This is a genomic window from Bacillus sp. EU55 (assembly GCF_038005925.1).
GTDB classification, from domain to species: domain Bacteria; phylum Bacillota; class Bacilli; order Bacillales; family Bacillaceae; genus Bacillus; species Bacillus velezensis.
In genome coordinates, this window is sequence record NZ_JBBOUE010000001.1 from 4,200,275 (window position 1) to 4,224,763 (window position 24,489).

At 46.1% G+C, this 24,489-nt stretch carries 21 protein-coding genes, 4 tRNA genes and 1 pseudogene; 4 read left to right on the plus strand and 22 right to left on the minus strand.

Features of this window, described 5'->3' with window-relative positions; all coding sequences use genetic code 11:
* The first annotated feature begins 177 nt into the window (after positions 1-177).
* Positions 178-1,328 (plus strand): IS3 family transposase gene (locus NYE50_RS21380; protein WP_099721935.1). Its coding sequence is split into 2 segments (ribosomal slippage): positions 178-451 and positions 451-1,328, totalling 1,152 coding nucleotides; the frame shifts between segments, so codons are not numbered across the junction.
* Positions 1,329-1,383: 55 nt separating this feature from the next.
* Here NYE50_RS21380 and NYE50_RS21385 read toward each other — a convergent pair.
* From NYE50_RS21385 to dnaB, 13 genes are all read right to left on the minus strand, one after another.
* The gene (locus NYE50_RS21385; RefSeq protein WP_022554034.1) at positions 1,384-2,580 is read right to left on the minus strand and encodes a S1C family serine protease; all 1,197 of its coding nucleotides are present in this window, start codon (positions 2,578-2,580) and stop codon (positions 1,384-1,386) included.
* Between the two features lie 86 nt (positions 2,581-2,666).
* The gene (locus NYE50_RS21390; RefSeq protein ID WP_007407895.1) at positions 2,667-3,461 is read right to left on the minus strand and encodes an MBL fold metallo-hydrolase; all 795 of its coding nucleotides are present in this window, start codon (positions 3,459-3,461) and stop codon (positions 2,667-2,669) included.
* Positions 3,462-3,475: 14 nt separating this feature from the next.
* Positions 3,476-4,315 (minus strand): two-component system regulatory protein YycI, encoded by an 840-nt coding sequence (locus NYE50_RS21395; protein WP_014419340.1) that lies wholly within the window; start codon positions 4,313-4,315, stop codon positions 3,476-3,478.
* Positions 4,302-5,660 (minus strand): two-component system activity regulator YycH, encoded by a 1,359-nt coding sequence (gene yycH / locus NYE50_RS21400; protein WP_224988726.1) that lies wholly within the window; start codon positions 5,658-5,660, stop codon positions 4,302-4,304. Before yycH ends, NYE50_RS21395 begins: the two co-directional genes overlap by 14 nt.
* A complete protein-coding gene (gene walK, locus NYE50_RS21405) occupies positions 5,650-7,485 on the minus strand; it encodes a cell wall metabolism sensor histidine kinase WalK (RefSeq protein ID WP_004393106.1) in 1,836 nt (611 codons plus the stop codon). Before walK ends, yycH begins: the two co-directional genes overlap by 11 nt.
* A gap of 6 nt (positions 7,486-7,491) precedes the next feature.
* Positions 7,492-8,199: a cell wall metabolism DNA-binding response regulator WalR gene (walR, locus tag NYE50_RS21410; protein ID WP_004393104.1), complete on the minus strand. Its 708-nt coding sequence runs from the start codon at positions 8,197-8,199 to the stop codon at positions 7,492-7,494.
* Between the two features lie 337 nt (positions 8,200-8,536).
* Positions 8,537-8,609 (minus strand) — tRNA-Phe (locus tag NYE50_RS21415).
* 36 nt (positions 8,610-8,645) lie between these two features.
* A tRNA-Asp gene (locus tag NYE50_RS21420) sits at positions 8,646-8,722 on the minus strand.
* Positions 8,723-8,806: 84 nt separating this feature from the next.
* A tRNA-Glu gene (locus NYE50_RS21425) sits at positions 8,807-8,878 on the minus strand.
* Positions 8,879-8,886: 8 nt separating this feature from the next.
* A tRNA-Lys gene (locus NYE50_RS21430) sits at positions 8,887-8,962 on the minus strand.
* Between the two features lie 202 nt (positions 8,963-9,164).
* Positions 9,165-10,457 carry an adenylosuccinate synthase gene (locus tag NYE50_RS21435; RefSeq protein ID WP_159353659.1) on the minus strand — a complete coding sequence of 431 codons (1,293 nt, stop codon included), beginning with the start codon at positions 10,455-10,457 and terminating at the stop codon, positions 9,165-9,167.
* Between the two features lie 238 nt (positions 10,458-10,695).
* Entirely contained in the window at positions 10,696-11,109 is a 414-nt protein-coding gene (locus NYE50_RS21440; protein ID WP_159353660.1) for a VOC family protein, read from the minus strand.
* 117 nt (positions 11,110-11,226) lie between these two features.
* Positions 11,227-12,591 carry a replicative DNA helicase gene (gene dnaB / locus NYE50_RS21445; RefSeq protein ID WP_016937368.1) on the minus strand — a complete coding sequence of 455 codons (1,365 nt, stop codon included), beginning with the start codon at positions 12,589-12,591 and terminating at the stop codon, positions 11,227-11,229.
* A 170-nt stretch (positions 12,592-12,761) separates the two neighbouring features.
* Here dnaB and NYE50_RS21450 point away from each other — a divergent pair, with 170 nt between their 5' ends.
* Complete coding sequence (locus NYE50_RS21450; protein ID WP_224988725.1) at positions 12,762-12,959, plus strand: DUF2188 domain-containing protein; 198 nt, start codon at positions 12,762-12,764, stop codon at positions 12,957-12,959.
* Between the two features lie 30 nt (positions 12,960-12,989).
* On the opposite strand, the gene NYE50_RS21455 is transcribed toward NYE50_RS21450, so the two are convergent.
* On the minus strand, positions 12,990-13,199 hold the full coding sequence (locus NYE50_RS21455) for a hypothetical protein (RefSeq protein WP_224988724.1): 210 nt from the start codon (positions 13,197-13,199) through the stop codon (positions 12,990-12,992).
* A 118-nt stretch (positions 13,200-13,317) separates the two neighbouring features.
* On the opposite strand from NYE50_RS21455, the gene NYE50_RS21460 reads away from it, so the two are divergent.
* Both NYE50_RS21460 and NYE50_RS21465 read left to right on the plus strand, forming a co-directional pair.
* Positions 13,318-13,461: a YycC family protein gene (locus NYE50_RS21460; RefSeq protein WP_014306172.1), complete on the plus strand. Its 144-nt coding sequence runs from the start codon at positions 13,318-13,320 to the stop codon at positions 13,459-13,461.
* A gap of 163 nt (positions 13,462-13,624) precedes the next feature.
* Positions 13,625-15,662 (plus strand): annotated as a pseudogene (locus NYE50_RS21465) (glycosyltransferase family 39 protein).
* 80 nt (positions 15,663-15,742) lie between these two features.
* Here the strand turns inward: NYE50_RS21465 and NYE50_RS21470 are convergent.
* The 8 genes from NYE50_RS21470 to NYE50_RS21505 form a co-directional block, all read right to left on the minus strand.
* The gene (locus tag NYE50_RS21470; RefSeq protein WP_029973026.1) at positions 15,743-17,035 is read right to left on the minus strand and encodes a glycosyltransferase family 4 protein; all 1,293 of its coding nucleotides are present in this window, start codon (positions 17,033-17,035) and stop codon (positions 15,743-15,745) included.
* 22 nt (positions 17,036-17,057) lie between these two features.
* Positions 17,058-18,113, minus strand: coding sequence for a phosphotransferase (locus NYE50_RS21475; RefSeq protein WP_159353663.1), 1,056 nt, complete (start codon positions 18,111-18,113; stop codon positions 17,058-17,060).
* Positions 18,106-19,293 (minus strand): carboxylate--amine ligase, encoded by a 1,188-nt coding sequence (locus NYE50_RS21480; protein WP_025285573.1) that lies wholly within the window; start codon positions 19,291-19,293, stop codon positions 18,106-18,108. The genes NYE50_RS21475 and NYE50_RS21480 overlap by 8 nt, the downstream gene beginning before the upstream one ends.
* Positions 19,283-20,617, minus strand: coding sequence for a glycosyltransferase family 4 protein (locus NYE50_RS21485; RefSeq protein ID WP_159353664.1), 1,335 nt, complete (start codon positions 20,615-20,617; stop codon positions 19,283-19,285). The genes NYE50_RS21480 and NYE50_RS21485 overlap by 11 nt, the downstream gene beginning before the upstream one ends.
* The gene (locus NYE50_RS21490; protein WP_004393067.1) at positions 20,614-21,270 is read right to left on the minus strand and encodes a PIG-L deacetylase family protein; all 657 of its coding nucleotides are present in this window, start codon (positions 21,268-21,270) and stop codon (positions 20,614-20,616) included. Before NYE50_RS21490 ends, NYE50_RS21485 begins: the two co-directional genes overlap by 4 nt.
* 87 nt (positions 21,271-21,357) lie before the next feature.
* Positions 21,358-22,056, minus strand: coding sequence for a kinase (locus tag NYE50_RS21495; RefSeq protein WP_159353665.1), 699 nt, complete (start codon positions 22,054-22,056; stop codon positions 21,358-21,360).
* 6 nt (positions 22,057-22,062) lie between these two features.
* On the minus strand, positions 22,063-22,512 hold the full coding sequence (gene rplI, locus NYE50_RS21500; RefSeq protein ID WP_004393063.1) for a 50S ribosomal protein L9: 450 nt from the start codon (positions 22,510-22,512) through the stop codon (positions 22,063-22,065).
* Positions 22,509-24,488, minus strand: coding sequence for a DHH family phosphoesterase (locus tag NYE50_RS21505; RefSeq protein WP_007407911.1), 1,980 nt, complete (start codon positions 24,486-24,488; stop codon positions 22,509-22,511). The genes rplI and NYE50_RS21505 overlap by 4 nt, the downstream gene beginning before the upstream one ends.
* Between the last annotated feature and the right edge of the window lies 1 nt (position 24,489).

A 24,489-nucleotide genomic window follows, 5' to 3' on the forward strand; every position in this document is an offset into this window, starting at 1 on the left:
GCTGTTTTCATGTGTTTCACCTCCCCGTTTTCATAATAGTATAATATTAACAAATAAATCAATAAAAAACAGCCCGGATGTCGGGACTGACCCCATAAGATGAGACAAACAAAAAACACCTTCAAGTTTGAAAACGGATGATTGTTAGCCGAAATTAGACTTGGAGGTGTTTTTTCTATGGGGACAAGAGTGAGTTATCCGGTTGAAGTGAAACAGAAGGCTGTAGAAATGAGATTGGCAGGCGTGCCTATGAAAGAGATCATGCAGGAATTGAATATTAAGAATAAGACACAGGTTCAGACATGGGTTAGATGGCATAAGACTGGGGATACACATCGATTCGAACAGCCTGTCGGAAAGCAATACACTTACGGAAAAGGCCCGGAGTATTCTTCCGAATTAGAGAAACTGCAGGCAGAAAATCGTTATCTGAGACAACAGAATGAAGTTTTAAAAAAGTGCAACGAATTGGAAAGGAAGCTGATAGCGAAACGCCAGTCGAGCTTGTAGAAGCATTGCGCGGCACAATGACCATACAGGATATCTGTATTCATTTAGGTATCTCACGAGCATCTTATTATCGTTGGAAGAAGAATCTGATGAAAGATAACCCTAAATACCATTTAGAAAAACAAATCGGCACGTTGTGCCGAGAACACAAGTTTCGATATGGCTATCGGAAAATCACAGCCATATTAAAAAAGGGAATGCGTGTGAATCATAAAACGGTTCAGCGCATTATGCAGAAGAATCAGTGGCAATGCCGGGTTAAGGTGAAAAAGCGCAAGAAAGATGGGCAGCCATATGCCGTGGCCGAGAATATATTGGATCGAAACTTTCAGTCTGAACGCCCTCTGGAAAAGCTAGTAACGGATATCACATATTTGCCTTATGGGCAGAAACAATTGTATCTTTCCAGTATATTGGATTTATACAATGGAGAAGTGATTGCTTTTACAATTGGCGATAGACAGGACACAGACTTTGTCTTACACACACTTGATCAGCTGCCCGCACTGCCAGAGAACTGCGTGTTACATAGTGACCAAGGTTCTGTTTATACATCTTATGAGTATCAGAAAGCTGTTAAAACAAAAGGCATTACCATGAGCATGTCCCGCAAAGGGACGCCCGCTGATAATGCCTCCATCGAATCGTTTCATTCCTCACTAAAGTCTGAAACGTTCTATCTTAACAGCATTGATCGAACTACGACGACCATCGTAGAACGCACTGCCATAGAATACATTCATTATTATAACAATATTCGTATTCAAACGAAACTAAACAGCCAATCGCCGATACAATATCGGCAATTGGCTGTATGAAGGTGTTTTGATCCCTGTCTCAAAAACAGGGGTCAGTCCCGTCCGGGCTGTTTTTTTATTTCTGTAATCGATCCGCTTCTGTCAGTTTGACTTCCGCTGTTTTTTTCTTTCCCGAACGGTAGAACGTGATGTTCACACGGTCGCCGATCTTTTTGCGATACAGGCGCTCACGGAGATCCACAACGTCATTGACCTTATGTCCGTCGAACCCGGTAATCACGTCGAGCTTTTTCAAACCCGCTTTTCCGGCCGGTGAAAACGCGTCGACACCCATAATGACCGCCCCGGTTTTAATGCCTTTCGGAAGTTTCAGCGTCTGGCTCCAATGGTAGCTCGCAATATCCGTTAAGGATTTCATCTCAATACCGAGGAAAGGCCGTCTGACTTCTCCGTATTTTTCTAAATCCTGAATAACGGGAATGACAAGCTTTGACGGGATGGACAGGCCGATGCCTTCAACGGCGGATTCAGCGATCTTCATTGAGTTGATGCCGACCACCTTGCCCGATATATCCATCAAAGCGCCTCCGCTGTTGCCGGGATTAATCGCGGCGTCGGTCTGCAGCACTTCCGCATTCCAATCCGGCTGTCCGTCGCCGTTTGAGTCAACGGGCACTGCCCTTTCCGTGCCTGAAATGATCCCCTGTGTCACTGATCCCGCAAATTCAAGCCCGAGCGGATTTCCGATCGCAATGACCGGTTCTCCGACTTTGACTTGATCAGAATTGCCGAACTGGGCGGCCGATTTGATTTTATCAGACTTCACCTTCAGCACGGCGAGATCCATCAGACGGTCGCTCCCGATCAGCTCAGCAGGCACGCGTGAGCCATCCTTCAGGCTGATCTCAATTTCAGTCGCACCTGCAATGACATGGTGATTGGTTACGATATAAGAAGTGTTTCCGTTCTTTTTGTAAATGACGCCCGACCCGCTTCCCGCTTCGCCGCCCTCTCCCCAAATATCGGTCTTTTGGATATTGAGAACGCCGACTACCGAATCTGATACACGGCTGACCATATTCGTGACAGCGTCATTGACATTTACGTTGACTGTTTTCACCTGTTCGCTGCCGAGACGCTGGCTGGTGCTTTTGCTGCTTTCTCCATGGTCTCCGCCTGTCCAGTACGGCAGCAGGAAAGCCATGAGCGCGGCCCCGACGATGACGCCGATCAGACTTGATAGAAAGTACCCTCTCTTGCTGCGGCGGGGCTGTTCGGAGGCGTACTGTTCATCATCGCGATTATAATCCACCCTATCTCAAATCCTTTCAAGAGTACTCGATTTGCTTATAGTGTGGGTCAGATCGCGGATTAATAATCATGATTCATTTGGAAAAATTACACGGCGCACAGCGGCGTCGGGATTTTCGGATCGGTATCAAATAACTGAAACGTTTCCCCGGCGACAAATCCTTTCGCAGCCAATGTCTGCTGCACGGACATTCTCGCCAGTTCCTTCATATTGTTGTCCTGGCTCAGATGCGCCAAATAGATGCGCGATGTGCCGTCGCCGATGACATCAGTCATGGCGAGCGCCGCGTCTTCATTCGAGACGTGGCCGACATCGCTTAAAATCCGCCGCTTAATGCTCCAAGGGTATCTGCCCATTTGCAGCATGCCGACATCATGGTTGCTTTCAAACACAAACACATTGGCCGAACGGATAATGCCTTTCATTCTGTCGCTCACATACCCGGTGTCCGTCATCAGCGCGAGCTTTCTGCCTTGGTAGTGGAAAACATAAAACATCGGCTCGGCCGCGTCATGAGAGACGCCGAATGACTCAACATCAAGCCCGCCGAAGGATTTCACGCTTTCCATCGGGAACAAAAACTTTTGTCCGGTATCCAGCTTGCCGATCTGATTCTCCATCGCTTTCCACGTCTTTTCATTCGCGTAGACGGGAAGACCGTACTTTCTCGCAATGACGCCGAGCCCTTTAATATGGTCGCTGTGCTCGTGAGTGACAAAGATGCCGTCGACGTCGTCTATCTTGCGGCCGATTTTCTCCATCAGCCCGTCCATCGCTTTACCGCTCAGGCCGGCATCCACCAGAAAAGAGTGCTCCTCTGTCTCCAGATAAAACGCGTTTCCGGTACTCCCGCTCGCAAGCACGCTAAATTGCAAGCCCATTGTGTCTCACTCCATTATTTATTTTGATTGTTATCAATGACTGTACTTTCCAATGCGTTCACAGTGTACGTTTGCAGTGTCTTTTTCTTCGTCCCTTTTGACTTATCTTCGATTGTAATTCTCCATACCGGCGCCAGCACCTGCGTACTTGTCAGCGGATATTGGGCAATATAGCCGAACTTAACGCTTTTAACGGCGCAATTCGCTTTTAAGTAATTTTGAGAATACAATAATTCGACCGCATCAAGCTCAGGAATCAGGCTCTCCGTCTGGATTCGTTTGAATGACTCCAGCATGGTCTGCTCGTAAGATACGACCTCATTTTTATCGTTCAGATGCAGAATCACCTGTCCGATCGCATCCGTGGACGAGTCAAAATCCTGATAAATAAACTGGCCGTCATACATCTGGTAAAAAATGATTTGTTTTTTATCCTTGTCGACTTTCCACAGTTTATATTTTTCACCGCCGGTTACTTTAGAGCTGACGAGCGATTCCGCATCCTCCTGCGTTTTTTGCTTCGATAAACCGACCGGATCGGTAAATTTCATTTTCAGCGTCGTAACCTTGTGATCATCCGCCGGCATCTCCATTAAAGGCTTTTGATCTTTCAAAGCATCAATATCTTCGGCGGTAAATACCTTTTGGCCCGCCGTCAGCCGGTAGCCCGTCGCGGAATCAGAAGACAGGTTGCCGAATGTGATATGATCCATTTCCATGTCTTTTTCCACGTTTGAATTTTTAATCACTTCGTATTCACTGCTCGAGCGTTTTTCAAAAAACTGATAGCCGAGAAAAATATCGAGGATGAGGAAGGCAATGATGAAGATCGTTTTTGTCTTATTCCACTCCATTATCGTCCTCCTCCTTCCCCAGCAGATCTTTCGTAATCGGGACGATCTTCCCGTTGATTTTCATACTCCAGACGGGTTCCAGTTCAACGAGATCATTCGTTGATGAAGAAACCATTTGATAGGACAGGAAGATCTGGTCGATTTTATTCACGTCGTATTTATCCTGCTGCTCCAGCAGAGACACAACCTCATTGCCGTTCATCATTTTTACGTCTTTTGTTTTAATCGGATTCGGTCCGAGAACATAGTTCGGCCGCTTGTAGCTGAGAACCTCGTCATTGGCCCATTGCAGGGTCAAAACAGGTCCGGAGCCGAAAGGCTTAGACGTGCTGTTGATCACGGGCATTTGATCTTTAAACATGTAGAAACTCAGCTGCTGGTTATCACTCACATTGAAAAATTGATAATGATCCGTCCAGCTTCCCGTATCCTCTAAATATTTATAACTTTTCTTAATCAGCTCGCCTGTTTGATAAGAAGCGCTTTGTGCCAGGTTCCGATGCTGGAATTGAATCTGCCGCTGTGTCGAATTGATTTCCAGACGGCTGATTCCGTCAGTCAGCACATTCCGATTGTAATTCGGGTCTTCTCTGACCGTGCTCGGATCATTAAAAAGCGTCTGCTTAAACAGGTTCGTCTTAATGGTTTCAGTGATAAATTCTTTTTCCTTCATATTAAACCGCGCATTCGGCATGAGAAATTCTTTGCTTTTTCCGACCGAATAGAGGTGGTATAACGGCATACTCGACTTTTTGCTGTACAGCTCATTCATCAGATTGCGGTAATTCGCCGATTCCACAGTCACTTCCAAAATCAGCTGCTTGCTGTATGAGACCATGTAAATCTTCTTATTTGTCTTATTCTCATTAAACGGAATGACAATATGGTCAAATGAGCTGTATTCCATTGACGGATTCGACCATTTAAACATCGTTTGGAAGAAATCAATCGGAATGGTGTCATTAAATTGCAGATCGAGCTTTGCCGAATTGCCGTTTCTGCCGTAAAGCCAATTTTTAAAACCGAGCTTGTCGTATTGATCGGAAATATCCTTCATCCCTTTTACTTCCCATTGCGGCAAATCCGCCCACAGGTCATTAAAGAGCGTCTCATCATTCACTTTGTAATGAGAGCCGTTTGTATGAATAAACATATCCCGGGGTTTTACCGTTTGCGCTACTTTTTGGCTCGTTTTATCAATTTTATGCTTTTCCCGGACAGTCGATTTGGTTGAGGCCGTGCCTTCTGAAAAATTGGGCTGGAATGTCCAAATTCCCCATGTTAAAACAAGACTAATGACGACCAGCACTGACAGTATGACTGTTTTTATATTTTCACGCCTCATCCCAATCATCCTCTTGCTCTTCTTTATATGGAAGAGTAAATGTAATCTTCGTTCCTTTGCCTTCTACACTGTCGGCCCAAATGTCTCCGCCGTGCGCCTGAACCATCTCTTTTGCAATCGCAAGGCCGAGCCCGGTGCCGCCGAGTTTTCTCGTGCGCGCTTTATCCACTCTGTAGAAACGGTCAAAGACTTTTTCCACATCTTTTTTCGGAATGCCGATACCTTCATCTTTTACGCTGATATAAAGCAGCTCTTCTTTCTCATTCACATCGACTGAGAAAGTGACATGTCCGCCTTCCGGTGAGTATTTCAGTGCGTTAGAAATGATATTATCGAGAACCTGCGTCACTTTATCCTGATCAATCTCCACGTACAGATTTCTGTCCGGAAGCTCGCGGATAAATTCGACATGCTGTTCTTTCGTCATTTCAAAACGATCGATAATCAGTGACATAAAGCGGATCATATGAATCCACTCCCGATTAAACTGATAATCTTTGCTGTCGAATTTAGAAAGCTGAAGCAGGTCGTTCACCAATCTGATCATGCGCTCAGTCTCATTTTGGGTCACCATTAAGAAACGCGGAGCGATATCTTTGTTTTCCCACGCGCCTTCTGCAAGCGCCTCTAAATAGCTTCGCATGGTCGTCAGCGGTGTCCGCAGCTCATGAGACACGTTGGCAACGAACTCTCTGCGCTCCCGATCGAGTTTTTCCTGTTCGGTGACATCATAAAGAACCGCGATTAAACCGTCGATTTTTCCGTGCTCTCTCTGAATAACGGAAAAATTCACCCGCAGTACAGTCGTTTCATCGTCACGTTCGATCTCCAGCAGCATGGAATCCTGCTGTTCTACTAAATCCTCAAATGTAAAGTTCTCTTTTATGCCCAATAAAGACGTAATCGGCATCTCTAAAGCCGTTTCACGTGAAACATTCAGCAGCTCAAGCGCAGGGCTGTTTAAAAGAATAATAGCCCCATTGCGATTCGTAGCAATGACACCGTCCGTCATATACGCGATGACGGAAGAAAGCTTTCTTCTCTCCCCTTCCGTCATGGCTTGGGCATCTTCAAGCTCTCTCGTCAGATGGTTGAATGTCGTTGCGAGCTGACCGATTTCATCATGCCCGTATTTCCGCACCTTTCTGGAGAAATTTCCTTTTGCCAGTTCCATCGCCTGCTTACGCATATCTGACAGCGGATGGGTAATGGTGCGGGCGAGAAAAATACCGAGAAGAGCCGTCAGAACAAGGGCTAAGCCTGTTCCTGAAGCAAGAATCGAGTTGACGGTTTTCATCTGGTTAAAGGTATCTTCCATACTGGCCACGACATAAATCGCGCCGACAACTTCCTGATTCTCTGTGACGACAGGTTTTGCTGAAATCAGCACTCTGTTTTTGCTTTTAGGATCATAATATTTTTTTGAATAGGCCTGTTTTGTTGAGAAAATCCGTTTAAAAATCGGGTCAGTCGTCTGTTTTCCCGCTATTTCCTCGCCATAAGGCCTCGAAGAACCGACGACCTCATAGCTTTTATCAACAAATGTAATCTCCCGTATTTCATTATTTTTCGTAAAATCATTCAAAATCCGTTTGACGTCATCTTTAATGACGGTGCTGTCATTGTCTCCTTTATATTCCTGCTCAATATAATAGGAAAGATTGTCAATCCGCTGATTTAACGATAATTCATAGGACTTGAGAAGAGAATTCTCCACCTGTTTCACAAAGTACACGCCGATAATCTGCATGGCGATGATAATGAGAAGCACATAGATCAGCGTGATCTTAAACTGAATCGACCGAAAAAAACCAACCTTATTCATCGCCGGTTAGTCCTGTTCAGGGTTTCTCAAGTAATAACCGACACCCCGTCTTGTGACGATCCAGTTCGGATGGCTCGGATTATCCTCGATTTTCTCACGAAGGCGGCGCACTGTTACATCCACCGTTCTCACATCACCGAAATAGTCATAGCCCCACACAGTCTGCAGCAGATGCTCACGCGTCATGACCTGTCCGATATGTTTGGCTAAGTAATGAAGCAATTCAAACTCACGATGAGTCAGCTCGATCGTTTCTTCTCTTTTTGATACGACATAAGCGTCAGGGAAGATGACGAGAGAACCGATATGAATGTCATTAGAAGCTGATTCTTCCTCAGCCGGCGCAACCGTAAGCTGGCGGCGCAGGTTCGCTTTGACGCGGGCCAGAAGCTCACGCGTGCTGAAAGGCTTCGTGACATAGTCATCCGCTCCGATTTCAAGCCCGATGACCTTGTCAATCTCCGAGTCTTTTGCCGTCAGCATAATAATCGGCATATCATATTTTTTCCGGACTTCCCGGCACACTTCAACTCCGTCTTTATTCGGAAGCATAATATCTAAAAGAATTAAATCTGGCTGAAGCTCCTCCACCATTTCCACGGCTTCGTTTCCGTCGTACGCACAATGCACGTCATAGCCTTCTTTTCTTAAATTAAACTCTAATATATCTGCAATCGGTTTTTCATCATCGACTACAAGGATTTTCTTATCCATCATCTTGATTTTCCTCCTGCCAGAATGACTTCATTTCATCTATTGATGTTTCATGATGATCACAATTCGGATCGTGAAAAACGTTCCCCGTCTATTATAACGGTTTCAGGTCAAAAGATAAAAAAATTAAAGAGAACAGCGCAAAAACGTATTGAACTGCCATCCTTTTGTCATGTTTTTTATTTTCTTTTAAAAAATAATATTTTTTTGAAACCTCACGAAAAAAAACGCCGTCTAGTGTTTGACGTCTTCTTCTGGGCCGGCTGAAAAGCCGGCTCTCCCTTTTTTTATAACAAAAGAAAAAACGCACCTACTATTGCAGATGCGTTTGGGTAAGTGGCTCGGGACGGAATCGAACCGCCGACACACGGATTTTCAGTCCGTTGCTCTACCAACTGAGCTACCGAGCCAGATGTTTCTTTTCTATACTATAAAGTAAAGTAAAATGGCGGTCCGGACGGGACTCGAACCCGCGACCTCCTGCGTGACAGGCAGGCATTCTAACCAACTGAACTACCGGACCTTACAGTAATTTGTCCGGAGAGCCGTATCGTGGCGGCCCTCCGAGGACAAATAAGGAGTTAGCAATAACGCTAAAGTAAATCAATGACCCGTACGGGATTCGAACCCGTGTTACCGCCGTGAAAGGGCGGTGTCTTAACCGCTTGACCAACGGGCCATAAAAAGTGGTGAGCCATGAAGGACTCGAACCTTCGACCCTCTGATTAAAAGTCAGATGCTCTACCAACTGAGCTAATGGCTCCTGATGTGTCGGATTATGTATCATAGAGCATTCAGACAAAAGCTTTCTTGCAGTACTCTATTGAAGCTGTTCCGTAACAACGAGATTTATAATATCATAGAATATTCGAAAGTGGCAACTACTTTTTTGAAAAAAATCTATTATTTTTTTCCTACATGAAAAAACAAGCCTCCGGTCACGGAGGCTTGTCTGCTGCAAATGCTTAGTTAGCACGGTATACACTGCGAATGACGTTCGTTTGTGAACGGTCAGGACCGACAGAGAAAATAGAAAGCGGAATACCTGTCAGCTGAGACACGCGTTCCAGATAATGGCGCGCGTTTTCAGGAAGGTCGCTTAACGTTTTTGCGCCTGTAATATCTTCCGTCCAGCCAGGCATTTCTTCATAGACCGGTTCACACTCAGCGAGAGCTTTCAGGCTTGCCGGGAATTCTTCAATCACTTCACCTTTATAGCGGTAAGCGACACAGATCTTCAGCGTTTCAATGCCAGTCAGCACATCAATTGAGTTCAGAGAAAGATCTGTGATTCCGCTGACGCGGCGGGCGTGGCGGACAACAACGCTGTCAAACCAGCCGACTCGGCGAGGGCGTCCTGTCGTTGTGCCGTATTCGCGTCCGACTTCACGGATTTGATCTCCGATTTCGTCTTTCAGCTCAGTCGGGAAAGGACCATCACCGACACGGGTTGTGTACGCTTTCGATACACCGACGACGTGCTGAATTTTTGTCGGGCCTACGCCTGAACCGATCGTCACCCCTCCGGCGACCGGGTTAGATGAAGTGACAAACGGGTATGTCCCTTGGTCAATATCAAGCATAACCCCTTGAGCGCCTTCAAATAAGACGCGGCGGCCTTCATCCAGCGCGTCATTTAAGACGACGGATGTATCGCATACATACTTTTTAATCTGCTGGCCGTATTCATAATACTCATCCAGAATATCTTCAATTTTGAAGCCGTCCGTTTCATACATTTTTTCAAGAAGACGGTTCTTCTCTTCAAGGTTCCGCTCAAGCTTTTCTGCAAACACGTCGCGATCTAGCAGGTCTGCGATCCGAATGCCGACACGCGCCGCTTTGTCCATATAAGCAGGTCCGATGCCTTTTTTCGTTGTGCCGATCTTATTGGCCCCTTTGCGTTCTTCCTCTACTTCATCCAGTTTCAGATGATACGGAAGAATCACGTGGGCTCTGTTGCTGATTCTCAAGTTATCCGTGCTCACATTGCGTTCATGAAGATACGCAAGCTCCGTTACGAGCGCTTTCGGATCAACAACCATTCCGTTCCCGATGACACACGCTTTTTCTTTATAAAAAATTCCTGATGGGATTAAATGAAGCTTGTATGTGACGCCATCAAACTTGATGGTATGTCCTGCATTGTTTCCGCCTTGATAACGTGCGATCACTTCTGCATTTTCTGATAGGAAATCTGTAATTTTACCTTTTCCTTCATCGCCCCACTGCGTACCTACTACGACTACTGAAGACATATATCCGTGCACCTCCGTTAACCTTTCAAAACGATATCTCATTCAAACAAATTAAGTGTATCAGTGCCGAAACAGAAAGTCAATCGTAAATCCGAACATTAAAATCTTATCATTCTATATTTGTTCGCCTTAACTATGTTTAAAAGCGTTTTCTCTTTCATTTGTTATCTATTACTCCTGAAACTTTCATACTTTAACATGAAAAAGAACCCGTACCCCGGGTTCTTCAGACAGTCATTTATATGCCGCTTGTATTCATCAGAACGATCCGCCAGCCGTCAGGATCTTCGATGGTCACGCCTTTTTCTTCCCAGTACGGATTTTCGGATTTTTTCTCTTCATATCCCATCTGTTTTAACCTCGTGCTGATGCGAATGACCTCCTGAGAATCCGGGATGTAAAAGACAAGCAGGCTGTCGCCGTGCGGAACGGGCGCCGGCTGAGACGCGCCCGTTTCTTCGGTAAATTCTAAATGATGTTGCGTATGAGGCAGGCCGAACATGACGCCGCTGTAGCCTCTATGTCCGGAAAAGCTGCCGACCCTCTTCAGTCCGAGGCCCTCTTCATAAAACCTGATGATTTCTTTGAGCTGTCCGGTCGGCCGGGCAATCCGGATTTGCGCCGCTTGGAATTGCGGAAATTCAATTGTCATCATCATTCCTCCCTTGATGCCATTATATAAAAGCGCTTTCTTTTTATCGACTGCAGAACGGACGGCATTCTCTCATTCTTTCGGATGAAAAAAAGCCTCAAGACATTGCTTGAGGCTTTACGCACCTGCCGGAACACCGCCGTCATCAAAGCGTCTTTCCAGGTTTACGAACTTATTGTATTCCTTCACAAAAGCCAGTGAGACGGTGCCCACCGGACCGTTACGCTGTTTGGCGATAATGATTTCGATGATGTTTTTGTTTTCCGATTCTTTATCATAGTAATCATCACGATACAGGAAGGCGACGATGTCGGCATCCTGCTCAATACTTCCTGACTCACGGATATCTGACATCATCGGACGTTTATCCTGCCGCTGCTCAACACCCCGGGAGAGCTGAGACAGGGCGATGACCGGAACTTCAAGCTCCCGTGCCAGCGATTTTAGCGCCCGTGAAATTTCCGATACCTCTTGCTGGCGGTTGTCGCTTGAACGGCCGCTTCCCTGAATGAGCTGCAAGTAGTCAATTAAAATCATGCCCAATCCGTTTTCCTGCTTCAGCCGGCGGCATTTTGAACGGATTTCGCTGACGCGGATGCCTGGGGTGTCATCTATAAAGATACCGCTGTTTGACAGGCTTCCCATCGCCATCGTCAGCTTGCCCCAATCTTCTTCCGTCAGATTTCCCGTTCTGAGATTTTGGGCGTTAATATTCCCTTCGGCGCAGAGCATACGCATGACAAGCTGCTCGGCTCCCATCTCAAGACTGAAAATCGCGACGCTCTCATCCGTTTTGGTGGCCACGTTTTGCGCAATATTTAAGGCGAACGCCGTTTTCCCCACGGATGGACGGGCTGCGACAATGATGAGATCATTTCGCTGGAAACCCGCCGTCATCCGGTCAAGCTCAATAAAGCCGGTCGGAATCCCGGTAATATCGCCTTTCCGGTTGTGAAGCTGCTCAATATTGTCATATGTTTGCACAAGCACATCTTTAATATTTTGGAAGGCACCCGAATTTTTTCGCTGCGCGACCTCCATAATCGTTTTTTCCGCATCGCTTAATAGATCTTCAACTTCATCCTCGCGCGTATACCCGTCTTGGGCGATCGAGGTCGCCGTTCTGATTAAACGGCGGAGAATGGATTTTTCCTCAACGATTTTCGCGTAATATTCTATATTAGCCGCTGTCGGAACGGAATTCGCGATATCCGTCAGGTAAGAAACGCCTCCCACCTCTTCTAACAAATCGGTATTCGCAAGCTCTGACGTTACCGTGATCAAATCAACCGGTTCGCCGCGGTCTCCGAGCACGAGCATGGCATTGTAAATTTTTTGATGTGACATTCTGTAGAAATCATCCGGAATCAACACTTCAGAAGCCAGTGTCAACGCAGACGGCTGTAAAAAAACAGCACCTAACACGGCCTGCTCAGCTTCTATGTTTTGCGGCGGCAGCCGATCATTCAGAAGGTCTGTCATGCTAAGCACCGTCCTCTCCTTAAAAAATATCCAAACTCCATTTTACCATTTCTCATGAAAAAGAATAGAAAAATATCACTTTCCCTGTATTTCTCAGGAGAGGGTTATGTGTTTTGCCGTTCCGAATGCCGGGAAACAAATAAACAAACCAAACCCAGGAGGGAAGAAGGATGAAGACATATGCAGTAACACCAAGTATTGATGCAGACGGATGGTTTGTGAAGGCAGAAAATGTGGCGCCGACGGCTCTTTGTACATCAAAGGACGCGGCAATCGAAAAAGCGGAGCAGACGGCGAAAGAGAACAGCCCGGCTAAGCTTGTCATTTATGATCAGCATAAAAACATTGAAGAGGAACGTTCCTTTTAAGAAAAGCCTTCGCCCGCGCGAGGGCTTTTCTTATTCGATGAAGCGGATATGCAGCACCGTCTGCGCCATGAGATCAGCCGTTTTTTGATACAGATCCCATTCTTCACAGGCGGCAAATACTTTCATCATGTCCTGCAATGTCTGTTTAAGTATGATAAATTCGTCAATTGTCCGCAGTTCTGCGGCCTTTTTCTGATAATCAGCCAGCTTCAGCTGTAATAACATCAATGGCGATTGCATAAAAAACCTCCCCCATTCTGTTATAAAGCCAGGCTTATCAAACCTCCATTTCTTTGTCATATCCTCTTACGATAGAATTTTGATTTTAGTACAATAAAGAAACGGAAGGAGTGATCACATGAAACCGCTGCAAATTTCCGCCGAAACGGCGCAAAAACTCGCAGAATCACTGAATATGCCGCTTGAAAGAATCATGCACATGCCTCAGCACATTCTGCTTGCCAAATTAGCTGAAATCCAAAAAGAGAACGATCACAAATAAAGGCTGCTCTCTCATATATATGTGCGGGAGGCGGAAGCGATGGCTTTCCGCCTCTTTTTTTCGTGAAGAAAATTTTGGTAAAACATTCTTTGAATCGTTATCATTTATTCATAACTTTTTCATATTTATTTTTTACAATGGGGTCACAAAAGAGGTGAAACCATTGAAAACAAAACGACTGGACATCGTTCTTATCGGTATTTTATCAGCAGCGGCGGCTTTGAATATGTACGGCATTTGGCAGGATGATGCCGCCAACCAGTATTATTTGGCTGCCGTCAAAAGCATGACGCAAAGCTTTCACAACTTCTTCTACGCATCCTTTGACCCGTCCGGCTTTGTCACGGTAGACAAACCGCCTGTCGCTTTATGGATTCAAACGATTTTCGCTTTGGTCTTCGGCGTACATACATGGAGCGTGATTCTTCCTCAGGCCTTGGCGGGGCTCGGTTCCGTTCTGCTGCTGTATTTCATGATAAAGCCTTCGTTCGGCACGGGCGCGGCCAGAATCGCCGCTTTTGTCATGGCGCTGACGCCGATTGCGGCGGCCGTCAGCCGGACGAATAATCTCGACAGCATGCTCGTCTTTACACTGCTTCTCGGTTCCTGGTGTTTGATGCGCGCGGTGAAACGCGGCAAAATCATTTGGCTCTTATCTGCATTCGCCCTTGTCGGTCTTGCTTTTAATATGAAAATGATGCAGGCCTACATCGTGCTTCCGGCTTTTCTGCTTTTTTATCTCATTGCATCACACACATCCATTAAGAAAAAACTGATCTCACTTCTCGCTTCTTCAGCCGTTCTCCTGGCGCTCTCCGTCTCATGGGCGGCAGCCGTTGATTCCATTTCCGCATCAAGCCGTCCCTATATCGGCAGCAGCCAGACAAACTCCGTGCTGGAGCTGGCATTCGGATATAACGGAACGGCTGCTCGGGCAGACGACGGGCCTTTCTCACGGCAGCATGACCGGCGGAAAAAGCGTGATGCAGGAAGGGATGGGCATGCAGCCTCCGGGAACGAACAGCCCGGCAATGGGCGGCAGCGCTCCTCAGGGAAAAAACGGGCAGGTTCAAATGCCCCGGCAGCCATCCGGACAGAACGCGGCCTTACCGCAAGGAAGCGGAACTCCTCCAGCACAAAACGGCGGCTCACAAGGCCCCGGCGGCGGCAAAAGCATGAGTATGAACATGTACGGCAACGGTACCCCGGGTGCGCTCAGGCTTTTCCAATCTGAATTATCGGGGCAAATCAGCTGGATGCTGCCTTTTGCGCTCACCGGTTTGTTCGGCGCCGTCATCAGCTGGTACAGAAACCGCCGGGAAAAAGCGGAGGAAATGAAAGAAACGATGTTTTGGACAGCATGGCTTGTGCCTGCCGCCGGTTTCTTCAGCATCGCAAGCTTTTTCCATCCGTACTACTTAATCATGCTGGCGCCTCCGATCGCAGCCCTTTCCGGAATCGGCTGGCGGGCCTTATATGATTTATACAAGCATGATAAAGGCTGGACGGGCTGGCTGCTGCCTGCGGGTGTCTTTCTCACCGCCGGTTTTCAAGTCTTCATCGTAAGCGGGTATACAAACCAGATCGGCAGCGCTTGGATGTACATCCTCGGACTGTTGGGGCTCGGCACTGTCATTGCCCTCATTGTGATGAAACACAAGCCGTTCGGCAGACAACTGACCGTGATCACCATGTGTGTGTTGATGCTCACGCCGCTGTACTGGTCAGCCACGCCGATCCTTTACGGCGGAAACAGCGTCATACCTGAATCCGGCCCGCAGCTGAAAAGCTCAAACGGCGTCAATATGTTCACCTCTGAAGTGGATACAGGCCTGCTGTCTTATTTGAAAAAACATCAGACCGGTGAGGAATATCTGTTTGCAACGCTCACCACGGTGACTGCGGCGCCTTATATCATCCATACGAATGAATCAGTCATGGCACTCGGAGGCTTTAACGGAACCGATCCGATTTTAACCGTCTCACAGCTGAAAAAACTTGTTGATGATGGAAAAGTGAAGTATTTCTTATTATCCGGAAACAGTTCAGGCAACACGAAGCTTGTCTCATGGATTAAAAAGAACGGCACAAAAATCTCAGCTGACCAATACAGCACCGGAAAAACAACCTCAGCCCGGCAAGGAATGACAGGCGGCCCGGGCGGACAAAGTCAGCAGACTCTGTATGAGATGAAAAAATAGTTCGCAAAGAGGCTGGATAGTTAAACGCCGGCCTCTTTATTTTGCTCTTGGAAGCACCTGCCATGCGGCGCCGGTATCATTCAGAAAAATGATTGATAAATACTTTCTATTTTTGAAACCATCAGTTCCTGACGCAGATGCCGGCCGGCATAGGAGCGCGCTTCTTTTCCAAGCCGTTCCCTGAGAGACTGATCCGTAATCAGCATTACGAGAGCATCAGCAAGTTCGCGGCTGTTGCCGGGCTGACAGATAAGCCCTGTGTCCTCATGCCGGATCATCTCAGGGATTCCTCCGCAGTCAGTTGCGACAATGGCTTGACCTGAGAACATCGCTTCGATGATCGCTATAGGGAAATTATCATTCAATGTCGGCAGGACAAATATAGATGATTCAGCCAAAAGCGCCGGCACATCACGTCGTTTTCCGAAGAAAAACACATTTGTGAGACCCAGTTTCCGTCTCTTCTCTTCCAGAAACCCTCTCATGTTTCCGTCTCCGATGATCCATATATCAACTCCGGATAAATGGTGCCGGATGCGGGCGAGAGCGTCCAGCATCACATCATGTCCTTTTCGCTCGGTCAGACGGGAAACGCACGCAATCACGAGCTTTTCAGCACGTTTGGACTCAGGGGCATCCTGAATATCAATGCCGGTATGAACAGTCGTCAGCTGAGCCTCCTTCGCTCCGTACTCCAGCAAGGGCTCGTGAAAGGAGTCGCTGATTGTAATGATTTTATCCGAAGCCCGAATACCCTGCCTTTCTATTTCACTGAAATATGCCTCTTCTATTGAACCCTTTTGGATTTTATGAAACTTCATCCGGCTTTTCGTAAAATGTCCGTGCGGCGTGAAAAAAAGAGGACGCTGATACGTTTGATTAAGGTATCCCAGCAAAAATACCGCAAATAAATCCTGCGCGTGAAACAGGTCATATTGTTCTAAGTCTTTCTCCTTCAAAAATCTTTGAAAGACATGTAAATAGCTGAGATTCTTCACAAACTTTTCGTTTGCGGCGCCGTATCTGCCAACAAGAAACGCTCTGATCTCGTCAGCGGCCCGCGGGATATCTTCCTGAAAAAAAGATGGCGGCATTTGGAGCGGCGAGATGACATCCGCCTGATGACCGATGCGCTCAAAACCCGTCTTAATTGATGTGATATAGCTCGCCAACCCTCCGACATTCGGGTAACGGAGAAAGGTTGCGTACAGAATACGCAATGGCTTTTTTCGTTTGGGGGAGCTTTTTCCTTCCGCACAGAACGAATACAGCATCTCTGGCTCACTTTGATGTTCGATCCCGTAAAATTGATCCATGGCGCGCAATAAGGCTAGAGGCACCAGACCGTTCGGCTTGCCGATCTCTTCTTTCACATCCGCTCCCCCTCTCTCAAACTTATAATCCTAATTCCCGTCCCCATTTTGACACTTTGTCAACATGATACGGCAGCAGTTCTCCTCCCCGATTGTCGAAGATTCTCCGCAATTGGGTATGAAGCCCTTTCTCAAGTGTTCTCTGCAAATAAGCCATTTTATAAAGCGTCATAGGAGGGGTCTGAAAATGAATGCCCCGCTTTTTCATTTCTTTCGTATACACTTTTACGCAAGACGTACGAATATCTTCTGCGTGCCGGCTCCAATCTTTTCTGAAGCCAAGCAGAATTTCAACCAGCACCGTCATATCAAACCAAACCGGCGCGTATTTTGCTGATTCCCAATCGATGAATTGAATATCCCACGGTTCATGTCCGGACGCATCGTGGGTGCAGATATTTTGCATATGAAGATCACCGTGTGTGATGGCTGAGCCGTTTTGTATCAATTCAGGGGAAAAATTCGGCTCCTCCTGCTCAAGCAAGTTTGTGATTTGCCGATAATGAGGCTTCACGATATCTTTTGTGCGCTCATCTTTAAGCGCTCTATCCAATAATTCCGCTGTCTTTTTGATCTGCTTTTTACGCCCTTTTCTCATGGTTTCCGATTCATATACCGGCAGCCACGACCGCCATTTACCGTCAGAAATATTCTTGTTTTCAAAGGTGCGGCTGTGCAGTTCTGCGACAGACGGAATAATATACTTGAAATGCTTCGGGTGAAATGTAAGCTGTCCCCTGATCTGGCTGACAAACTCCATAAATATCCACGTTTCATGGTCACTTTCTTCTATAAGATAGATATCCGGCAGCAAATCCCCTAAAACAGAACGGGCTTTCCCGTATATATTAATCTCGATCTTGTTTTTTTCACGGGAAGATTTATACACCTTCAATATCAGCGGAACAGTTCCGGATTTTTTCTTTACAAACAGTTTATAAATGGAGCTTCTGTCTGTTGATTTCAGACAAGTGATGTCATCCGGATTCACCGCAGCCCTTTCACCGAACGAATACGACAGTTTTTCGTCAATTCTCAGTTTTTGAAATGCGCCATACAAAATCTCCTTTTCATACATGCCGATCTTCCTTCCGCTTCCGTTTCCAGCTGTTTTTGAGATGAGACCAAGTGTTTCTGATAAATGGCATCGGGTCATTCCAAGCAAAAAGAGCGTACTCTTTTTTTCCTTTACACCCTTTCCAAAAATCCCGGAACGTCATTTCTCCTCTTTTTCGTTTCTTCAAAAACGTTAAGAAATAACGCACCTCATAAATCCAATTGATTCCGTCTTTTTGTTCGAGCTGGGGCTTCACATGCTGCCCGGTCAAATACAGATAGTACATGTAAACGAAATGAACGCCTGCCGGTTCTGTCAGGCTATGGCTGAGCCAAAAGCGCGGATTAATTTCGATAAACTTGTAAACATTGTCCCGGGGATCCTTTTTAAATTCCGCCATGCCTACTCCCTTCAGCTGAATCGCTTCAAAAAACGGCAGGGTTTTCTCGATTAAATCAGGAAGCCGTTTGCTGACGACGTGGGCCCCCGCGCCAAAATCAGCAGGGAATTGATGGTTCTTTTGCAGAGAGAATAGGCCCATTAATTTCATTTGGTCATCATAAAAAGTGGCGACTTTATAAAAACACTGGTTGTCTCCGGGGATGATCTCCTGCACGAGCAGTTCTCCATTTTCTCTGTAGGAGCTGAACTCCTTGCGCAATTGTGCTGCATCCTTCATTACAATTGCTTTTTTGTTTACTTTTTTTCTGTATTCATGGCCGGCCACCGGTTTTAAAATACACGGGAAGTCAATATTGGCGATGGCTTCTTCCAGCTCATCCTGGTTGTTCGGAAAAAAGGTTTTCGGGCAGGGGATGTGATGCTTGACCGCTAATTCATATGCTTTGCTTTTATCTAAGACCGTTTCTAACAGAGAGTGGCTCGGGAGCAAAAATAAAAAAAAACCGGCTAATGTCTCGCGGAATTTAGATATAAATCCCGCATAATCATCAGATCCTGCGTACAGAACCGGCTTTGCTTGGAATCGCTTCCCGAAATCAGTCAGAAATGTCAGCAGTTCTTCCTCTTGTGTTAAAGGGCTGGGACATATCCCGCAATCTGCCAATCTTGATTTTCCGATACGATAAGGTCCCTCCGTGTCAAACGCGTAAACATCGATTCCTCTTCGGGCCAGACTGCGAATGATCCCAATCCCGTTTGCACTGAAATCAAGTACAACGGCTGCATGTTCATGTTTCATGTTCTCCCTCCGAGCTGTTGGTATTTTGATAAATCGATTCGATATTTTTTATCATCGTCTCACTGCTTAAATATTTCTCCGCGTAGGCCTTTGCGTTTGAAGCAGCCTTCTCCCGCGCAGATTTGTTAGAGATAAAAAACGCTAAAGCCCGGGCAAGAACCTTTGCATTTCCGGGCTCGACAATAAGTCCCGTTTTGTTATGACGGATCAGATCCGGAATACCCCCGCAATCGGTCGCGATGATAGCCGAGCCGCTGAACATCGCTTCAATAATCGAGATGGGCAGACTATCATTAATGGTCGGCAGTACGAATATATCCGTCATATTCAAAATAGCGGGAACATCATCTCTTTTTCCTAAAAAGGAGACCATAGATAGATTCAGTTTTCGAGCCTGTTCCTCTAAGGCGCTCCTCATCTCTCCGTCGCCCGCGATCAGCACTTGAACATGTTCAAGCACATCAGACGGAATTCGTGAAAGTGCGTCAAGCAAATGATTATGTCCTTTTCTCGGGCCTAATCTTGCAATACACGAGATGATGATCTTATTTTTCGGCAGCGGGATTTTTCTTTTCCCGCCTGTTTTTGCATCGTAATCGATTCCTGTGATCACCGTTGTCATGTCTTCCTGTTCGGCTCCGAGCTTCATGAGCGGGCTGCGGAACGTATCGCTGATAATAATCAGGCGATCTGCGTATTCAATGGCTTTCATCTCTAGTTTTTTATAATAAAACTCTTCTACCGATCCTTTTTTAAAGATGTGAAATTTAAGTCTGTTGAAAGTAAACATGCCATGCGGTGTGAAAAATAAAGGTTTCTTATAGATTTGATTGAATCTGCCTAATATATTGGCTGTAAATAAATCTTGAGCATGAAACACATCATATCTTTCCAAATGAATCTTTTGAAGCATTTGCTCGTATATAAACATCAGCCGATTATTTTTCAAAATATGATTGTTATAATCCCCATATCTGTCCTTAAAGAAATCTTTTAATTTCGGAACAACAGCCGCCCGCAGTTCTTTTACCTGTGCGGACGGAAACAGATTAGGGGAGATGACATCCACCTTATGACCCCTCTTCTTCAGGCCTTCACTAAGCGTTTTAATATAGTTTGATAAACCGCCCGTGTGCGGGTAGTCCCAAAACGTGGCAATCAAAATGGATAACTTCTTTTTTTTCCTGTATAACCGCGGAATATGATGTTCATGTTTCAACTGTGTCTTTACTGCCGCCTTTTTTTGCGGGCGCGTTTTGACCCCGTAGTAGCGGTCAAGCGTCTGAACCATATACGGATACGGGACGGAAAATGTCTTGATCATTTCCAGATCCTCCGCACGACTTCAAAAGCTTCAGCGTATTCTACACCCGCCGTCATCCCTCTGACTCTTCCTAAATGTTTAACGCCTTCATATGAACGGGGATGAGGGTAATCCCTCATTTCTACGTCATAGTGGTGAAGCGCCGCGAGTTTGGCATCCATTGTGTCTGTGATGTTAACGAAGTAATTAGGTTTGAAGAGTTTATCAGCCGTATTCCTCTCCCACTCGCTTGAAGATAGCGTTTCGAACGTAAGCAGTTCGATAGGCTTTTGATTCGGAAGCGGTCTGGCGGCTGTTAAAACTGCTTGGAATGTTCTCTGGTGGTCCATATTGATATCGCCGTAATGATGTGTAAAGATTTTATCAGGCTGATAGACGCGAATGAGCTGCTCTAATTCTTTGACAAGCTTATGAAGCGGGATACATTCCAGCTCTAAATTCGTATGCTCCAAAAAGATGACTTTCTCAATTCCAAGCTCTTGATTCGCGCGTTCGCCTAATTGTTTAATATGATGAGCTTCTTCTTTTCTTCCTAATGCCGTAATAATGGAAATCACTTTATATCCTTCATTGATCAGCCGTTTTATGGTGCCCGCTGCTCCCAAAAGTTCATCATCGGGATGAGCGCCGATAACCATAATGTATTCTGCCATTTTTTCCACACTCCACCAAACAAATGTTACAAATATCATATGACGACCCTAAAAAAAGGAAACTTACATATGCGGATTTTCAGAAACTTACATGTGCGGCTGCCATTCCAGGTAACGTGACGGATTTAATTTTTTTATAGTGTTCAAAAACTCATCCGCCAAGCCGTATTTGTCCAGTCCTTTTAATAGTTTTACGGGAAACCGGGTAATGGCGGAAAAAGCTCTTTTATGGTCGATGACCTTAAGATTTCCGTATTCATTGATCAGAATGTGCCTGATTTCGGCATCCCATCTGGTAAAACCGATTCTTTTTAATTCATCCAGCATATTTAAAATATCAGCAGTCAGTTTGACGGACAGGGATTTTTCTTGTTTGATATGGCGGGCAAGAGAGGTGCCTTGGATGTATTCCATCACAATATAACGATCTCCGTATTCATACAGTCTTGGAATCACCGGGGAACCTTGTCCGGTCTTTAAAGCTGCCAATTCCTTCTTGCATGTCCCTTTTTCAAAGAAGTACTTTACGCATTTGTTGTGTGTTAAACGATAGACTTCCCCGTCTTTTCCGTCACCGATCAGCGGATAGTGCTCCAGCGCCTTTTTATTCTCCGGATGATTAAAATATGTTTCAGAAAAAAATCGTTTCATACCGACACATCCTTCGTTATGATGTAATATAATATGCAATCTGGTAACGATCGGAAATGAAACAATCTCATCATTTTCTTGCGCTGCGCCGTCTGCTGACATGAAAAAAACCCGCCGGATCGGCGGGTTTTTCATTGTATTTTACGCTTCTTCTTTTACGTGAACCTTCAGCACAGCCTGAACTTCAGGGTGCAGCTTTACAGGAACGTTTGTATATCCCAGTGTGCGGATACCGTCTTGGAGCTCCAGTTTCCGTTTATCCACTTTAATCTTATGCGTTTTTTGCAGCGCTTCTGCAATCTGTTTGCTTGTGACAGATCCGAATAGACGGCCGCCTTCACCGGATTTGGCACTCAGCTCAACAGTCAGCTGTTCAAGCGTTTCTTTCAAATCTTTCGCTCTTTCAAGCTCGGCAATCGCTTCTTTTTTCTCTTTTTCTTTCTGTCCTTTCAATGCACTGATGTTTGTCGCATTTGCTTCGACAGCGAGGCCTTTTTTAATGAGAAAGTTATGTGCATAACCGTCTGCTACGTTTTTCATTTCGCCTTTTTTTCCTTTACCTTTTACATCTTGTAAGAAAATAACCTTCATCTCTGAACGCCTCCCTCAAAATATTCATCAATGGCTTCCTTCAGCCGGACGAGCGCTTCTGAGACAGAAATGCCCGATAACTGGGTTGCCGCATTGGTTAAATGCCCTCCGCCATCCAGCGCTTCCATAATAATCTGCACATTGACCTCGCCCAGCGATCTCGCACTGATGCACACCGTATGCTCATCCCGTCTGGCTACCGCAAATGAAGCTTCCACTTCACTCATCGATAAGAGGGAATCAGCCGCCTGCGCAATCAGCACCTGGTCAAAGTACTCCTCTTCGTTCTCAGGAAGAGAAGCAATCGCGATATGTTCTTTATAAAGAGACGTATGCTGGATCAGTTTCGCCCGCTTGATATAAGAACCGACGGATTCTTTGAGAACTTTCTGCACCAGAACCGTATCTGCGCCTTTCGCTCTCAAATAAGAAGCGGCGTCGAACGTCCGCGAGCCCGTGCGAAGGGAAAAGCTCTTCGTATCCACTATTATACCAGCTAACAGGGCCGTCGCTTCAATCATATTGATTTTGAGCCGCTTCGGCTGGTATTCAAGCAGCTCCGTCACGAGTTCTGCGGTGGATGAAGCGTATGGCTCCATATAAACGAGCAGCGGATCTTTAATAAATTCCTCGCCTCTGCGGTGGTGGTCAATCACAACGATGTGCTCGATTTTGTTCACGAGACGCTCTTCCATCACAAGGGACGGTTTATGTGTATCAACGACGACAAGCAGCGTGTCATCATTTGAAATTTCCATCGCCTCTTCCGGCGTGATGAACCGCGACCACAGCTCTTCATATTTTTTAATTTCTTCAATCAGGCGCTGAACGCTTGATCCGATCTGGTTCGGATCAATGACGATGTAGCCTTCTTTGCCGTTGGCCTGCGCCACCTTCAATATTCCGATTGCGGCTCCGACCGCGTCCATATCAGGAAATTTGTGCCCCATGATAATGACATTGCTGCTTTCTGAGACAATCTCCTTGAGCGCGTGAGAAATCACCCGGGCGCGCACCCTTGTGCGCTTCTCCATCGGATTTGTTTTGCCGCCGTAAAATTTCACCTTGCCGTTCGGCATTTTGATCGCCACTTGGTCGCCTCCGCGGCCGAGAGCCAAATCGAGGCTGGACTGCGCCAGATCTCCAAGCTCCTTCAAGGAAGAAACCGATGCGCCGATCCCGATGCTGAGGGTCAAAGATACAGTGTGAACGGATGTTTTTTCTCGGATTTCATCCAAAATCGAAAATTTCGCGTTTTCAAGCTCCGTTAAAATGTGTTCATTTAACACCGCGATAAACCGCTCCGAGGACGTCCGTTTCAGGAAAATGCCGTACTCCTGCGCCCACGCATTTAATAATGAGGTGACCTGGCTGTTCATCGTGCTTCTCGTTTGGTCGTCCAGCCCCTGTGTGACGTCATCATAGTTATCTAAGAAGATATATGCCAGCACGGTTCTCTCATTTTCGTACTGCTTTTCAATCTGAATCTGTTCTGTCACATCAAAGAAATAAAGCAGGCGCTCATCTCTTTTAATCACTACTTTAAACTTCCGCTCATTCAAGGTGATCGTTTCCGAATCGACCTCCTGCTTGATCAGCGGCACGACGGCCTCGCATGTGTCATACAGCGAGCGTCCGACGAGCGTGCTTTCATTAAAACAGGAAGACAAAAACGGATTCGCCCACTCAATGTAATATTGGTCATTAAACAGCATAATCCCGATAGGCATTTCCATTAATGCCTCTTCGCCTACTTTTTTCAATCTATACGATAACGTGGAGATATAATCGTCAATTTCTTTTCTGATCAGAGAATCCGCACGCTTAATGAAAAACAAGATCACGGCGAGCAGCACAACGCCGATAGCTCCTATCAGCCAGTTAAAGTAAATGCTGATGAGGATTATGATGATTGACAATGCAATCAATGCATAGATGGGATACCGAAACAACGGTTTTTCATAAAAACTAGGCATT

Coding starts and splice junctions, on each gene's coding strand:
- walR (WP_004393104.1), bottom strand. CDS start 8,199: ATGGATAAGAAAATCCTTGTAGTCGATGATGAAAAACCGATTGCAGAT.
- NYE50_RS21490 (WP_004393067.1), bottom strand. CDS start 21,270: ATGGCAGAATACATTATGGTTATCGGCGCTCATCCCGATGATGAACTT.
- NYE50_RS21440 (WP_159353660.1), bottom strand. CDS start 11,109: ATGACAATTGAATTTCCGCAATTCCAAGCGGCGCAAATCCGGATTGCC.
- NYE50_RS21475 (WP_159353663.1), bottom strand. CDS start 18,113: ATGTATGAAAAGGAGATTTTGTATGGCGCATTTCAAAAACTGAGAATT.
- rplI (WP_004393063.1), bottom strand. CDS start 22,512: ATGAAGGTTATTTTCTTACAAGATGTAAAAGGTAAAGGAAAAAAAGGC.
- NYE50_RS21505 (WP_007407911.1), bottom strand. CDS start 24,488: ATGCCTAGTTTTTATGAAAAACCGTTGTTTCGGTATCCCATCTATGCA.
- NYE50_RS21455 (WP_224988724.1), bottom strand. CDS start 13,199: ATGCAATCGCCATTGATGTTATTACAGCTGAAGCTGGCTGATTATCAG.
- NYE50_RS21435 (WP_159353659.1), bottom strand. CDS start 10,457: ATGTCTTCAGTAGTCGTAGTAGGTACGCAGTGGGGCGATGAAGGAAAA.
- NYE50_RS21495 (WP_159353665.1), bottom strand. CDS start 22,056: ATGAAAAACCCGCCGATCCGGCGGGTTTTTTTCATGTCAGCAGACGGC.
- dnaB (WP_016937368.1), bottom strand. CDS start 12,591: ATGACAGACCTTCTGAATGATCGGCTGCCGCCGCAAAACATAGAAGCT.
- walK (WP_004393106.1), bottom strand. CDS start 7,485: ATGAATAAGGTTGGTTTTTTTCGGTCGATTCAGTTTAAGATCACGCTG.
- NYE50_RS21460 (WP_014306172.1), top strand. CDS start 13,318: ATGAAACCGCTGCAAATTTCCGCCGAAACGGCGCAAAAACTCGCAGAA.
- NYE50_RS21450 (WP_224988725.1), top strand. CDS start 12,762: ATGAAGACATATGCAGTAACACCAAGTATTGATGCAGACGGATGGTTT.
- NYE50_RS21485 (WP_159353664.1), bottom strand. CDS start 20,617: ATGATCAAGACATTTTCCGTCCCGTATCCGTATATGGTTCAGACGCTT.
- NYE50_RS21480 (WP_025285573.1), bottom strand. CDS start 19,293: ATGAAACATGAACATGCAGCCGTTGTACTTGATTTCAGTGCAAACGGG.
- NYE50_RS21390 (WP_007407895.1), bottom strand. CDS start 3,461: ATGGGCTTGCAATTTAGCGTGCTTGCGAGCGGGAGTACCGGAAACGCG.
- yycH (WP_224988726.1), bottom strand. CDS start 5,660: ATGAGGCGTGAAAATATAAAAACAGTCATACTGTCAGTGCTGGTCGTC.
- NYE50_RS21395 (WP_014419340.1), bottom strand. CDS start 4,315: ATGGAGTGGAATAAGACAAAAACGATCTTCATCATTGCCTTCCTCATC.